Below are 3,147 nucleotides of genomic sequence, written 5' to 3'. Positions count from 1 at the left end.
CGTCCTCCACCGTCAGCGTGCACAGGGTGCGTGCCGCATCCACCTGCGCCGACAGCGCGGCCTCGCCGCCGGCCGGCGCATGGCGCACGGCGTTGTCCAGCAGGTTGTCGATGGCGCGCGCACGTGCACGGGGTCGAACACGGCGTCGGCGGGGCGCCTCGCCGCGGAGCGCCAGCCGCACGGCCACGGGCTTGCGAGCCCGGGCGGGCGGTGTCCAGCCGTTCCTGCAGCCAGGGGCCGAGCGGCACGGTGCGGGGGTGGAGGTTGAGCGGCTGCACCAGCGAGAGCAGGCTTTGCACCAGGCCCTCCAGCCGGTCGATCTGCGTGACGATGGACGCCAGCGCGTCGGCATGGCGGGCCGGCGGCGCGGCCAGGGCGTTGTCCGCCTTCAGGCGCATGGCGGCGATGGGATTGCGGATCTCGTGCGCGACCGAGGCCGTCATGCGGCCCAGGGCGGTCAGGCGCAGGTCGCGGTGGCGCTGGGCCAGGGCCTCCTTCAGCCGGGCCCGGGCGTCTTCCAGGCGGGTGCCGAACGCATTGAAGCCGTCGACGATGCGGTCCAGCTCGCGGATGCCGGTGCGCTCCAGGTGCGGCACGGCGTCGCCCTGGGCCTGCGCCAGCGCGCCTTCCAGGCGCCGCACCTGGCGCAGGCCGCGCAGCAGCATCCAGCCCAGCCAGGCACCCGAGGCCACCACCAGCAGCGCCAGCACCGCGATGCCGGTGCGCAGGGTGTCCTGTGCGGCGATGGCGCCGGCGTGGGCGCGTGTCATGGTCCACACCGCGGTGCCGGGGTGTGCGGCCAGGGGGCAGGCCGCGACGATCAGCACCTCGCGGCTGCCGCGCACCAGGTTCACGATGGGCTGGCCGGTGCTGCCGGCCTGCTTGGCCAATTCGACGATGAGCGGCTGCTCGGCGGCCGGCACGTCGATATTGACGCCGCTGCCTTCATAGGTCGGGTAGGCGTAGGCCAGCATGCCGCTGCCGGCGCGCCAGACGCCGCCTTCCACCTGCGGCACTTCCAGCAGCACCACGTGCAGCAGCACGCGCAGCAGGTCGGTCTGGGGGGTGTCGGCCGGCACCGTGGGCACCGACTTGGCGTAGCGCGTGGCGATGTCCTCGCAGGCCTGCGCGGCGCGTGCCCGGCTGGACGCCACCTGGGCGCCCGAGCCCGTCTGGTAAAGCACCACGATGATGGCCGCGACCAGGGCACAGGCGGCCAGCAGAAAGGCCCAGAAAAGAAGCAGTTGGATGCGCAAAGACCGCACGGTAGCCCATCGGAGTGAGGACGGCGGATCGTAAGGGCGAACACGCGGCCGTCCGGTAGGAAAGCGGCGTGTCCTGCATCGCCCGGTGGTGGCCGCGGCCCGTGCCGGGGCCAGGGGCTTCGGATGGGGGGCGAGCTGCCCCCTAGAGATCAGGCGGCTTCGGGGTAGAACAGCTTGCGCGCCGGCACGGGCGCCACGGCCTGGCCGATGGCCGCGATGTGGTCCGGCGTGGTGCCGCAGCAGCCGCCCACGATGTTGACCAGCCCTTCGGCGGCGAATTCGTGCACCAGCCGGCTGGTGACCTCGGGCGTCTCGTCGAAGCCCGTGTCGCTCATCGGGTTGGGCAGGCCGGCATTGGGATAGCAGCTGATGAAGGTGTCTTCCGCCACCCGGTTCAGCTCCTGGATGTAGGGGCGCATCAGGGTGGCGCCCAAGGCGCAGTTCAGGCCGATGGCCAGTGGGCGGGCGTGGCGCACGCTGTGCCAGAAGGCCGTCACCGTCTGGCCCGAGAGAATGCGGCCGGAGGCGTCGGTCACCGTGCCGCTGATGATGAGCGGCAGGCGCTCGCCGCTTTTCTCGAAGAACTCGTCGATGGCGAAGAGGGCCGCCTTGGCGTTGAGCGTGTCGAAGATGGTCTCGACCAGCAGCACGTCGGAGCCGCCTTCGACCAGGGCCTCGGTCTGCTCGTAGTAGGCCGCGCGCAGCTGCTCGAAATCGACGTTGCGTGCGCCCGGGTCGTTCACGTCGGGGCTGATGCTGGCCGTCTTGGGCGTGGGGCCCAGGGCGCCGGCCACGAAGCGGGGCTTGTCGGGCGTTGAGTATTTGTCGCAGGCGGCACGGGCCAACTGCGCCGATTTCAGGTTCATCTCGCGCGCGAGATCGGCCATCTTGTAGTCCTCCTGCGCGATGGTCGTGGCGCCGAAGGTGTTGGTCTCGATCAGGTCCGCGCCGGCGGCCAGATACCGCTCGTGGATGTCGCGGATCACGTCCGGCCGCGTGAGGCTCAGCAGTTCGTTGTTGCCCTTCACGTCGCGCGGGAAGTCCTTGAACCGGTCGCCCGCGCCGTCCGGGCCGCTGTAGCCCTCGCCGCGGTACTGGGCCTCGCCCAGCTTGAAGCGCTGGATCATGGTGCCCATGGCGCCGTCGAGGATGGCGATGCGGCGGGCCAGGATGTCGGGTAGCTGTCGGGCGCGGGTGTAGTGGAGCGGAGTCATCCCCCGATTGTAGGAAGCCGCGTCAACCCTTGCCGTGCCCGGCCACGTCGAGGAAGGTCTGCAGCACCGGGGTCAACGCGTCCCCATGCCATGCCAGAACCCCGACGGTCGGATGCTCCAGGTGGGCGATGGGCACGAACCGCACGCCCTGGACGGCCGCCTGCGCCATCGAGGCCGGCACCAGGGCCACGCCCATGCGCATGGCCACCAGCGCCACCACGGTGAGCCATTGCCGGGTGGCGTGGCGCGTGTGGGGGTGGATGCCGGCACGGTGGAAGAGGGCGATGACGTTGTCGTGGTTGGCCGGCGCCACGTCGCGCGCGAACATCACGAAGGTCTCGTCGGCGAGGCTACGCAGGTCGACTTCCGCCTGGCCCGCCAGGGTGTGGTCCTGCGGCAGGCAGGCCACGAAATGGTCCTCGGCCAGCGGCAGGCTGCGCAGGGGCGCTGGCACGACGCTGGCATTGATGAAGCCGGCATGCAACTGCCGGTGCAGCAGGGCTTCGAGCTGCTCGCCCGAGGACATCTCGCGCAGGTTGACCTCGATGCCCGGCGCGCGCTCGCCGAAGGCGCGCACGATGGCGGGCATGTCGCGGTACACCATGGAGCCGGTGAAGCCGATGTCCAGCCGGCCGCGCTGCCCAGCGGCCACGGCGCGGGCCGTCTCG

At 71.4% G+C, this 3,147-nt stretch carries 3 protein-coding genes; all 3 read right to left on the bottom strand.

Features of this window, described 5'->3' with window-relative positions:
• On the bottom strand, nucleotides 1-1,265 hold a 1,265-nt coding region (locus AC27IQ_RS21225; RefSeq protein ID WP_487090680.1), incomplete at its 3' end, for a histidine kinase dimerization/phospho-acceptor domain-containing protein.
• 149 nt (nucleotides 1,266-1,414) lie between these two features.
• Entirely contained in the window at nucleotides 1,415-2,479 is a 1,065-nt protein-coding gene (locus AC27IQ_RS21220; RefSeq protein ID WP_284430360.1) for a homocysteine S-methyltransferase family protein, read from the bottom strand.
• A gap of 22 nt (nucleotides 2,480-2,501) precedes the next feature.
• Nucleotides 2,502-3,147, bottom strand: a 646-nt coding sequence (locus AC27IQ_RS21215) for a LysR substrate-binding domain-containing protein (RefSeq protein WP_487090679.1), incomplete at its 5' end; no start/stop codon positions are given.

The sequence above is a fragment of the Acidovorax sp. KPB24-07 genome, assembly GCF_057543315.1.
This window is presented reverse-complemented; position numbering and strand designations above follow the sequence as displayed.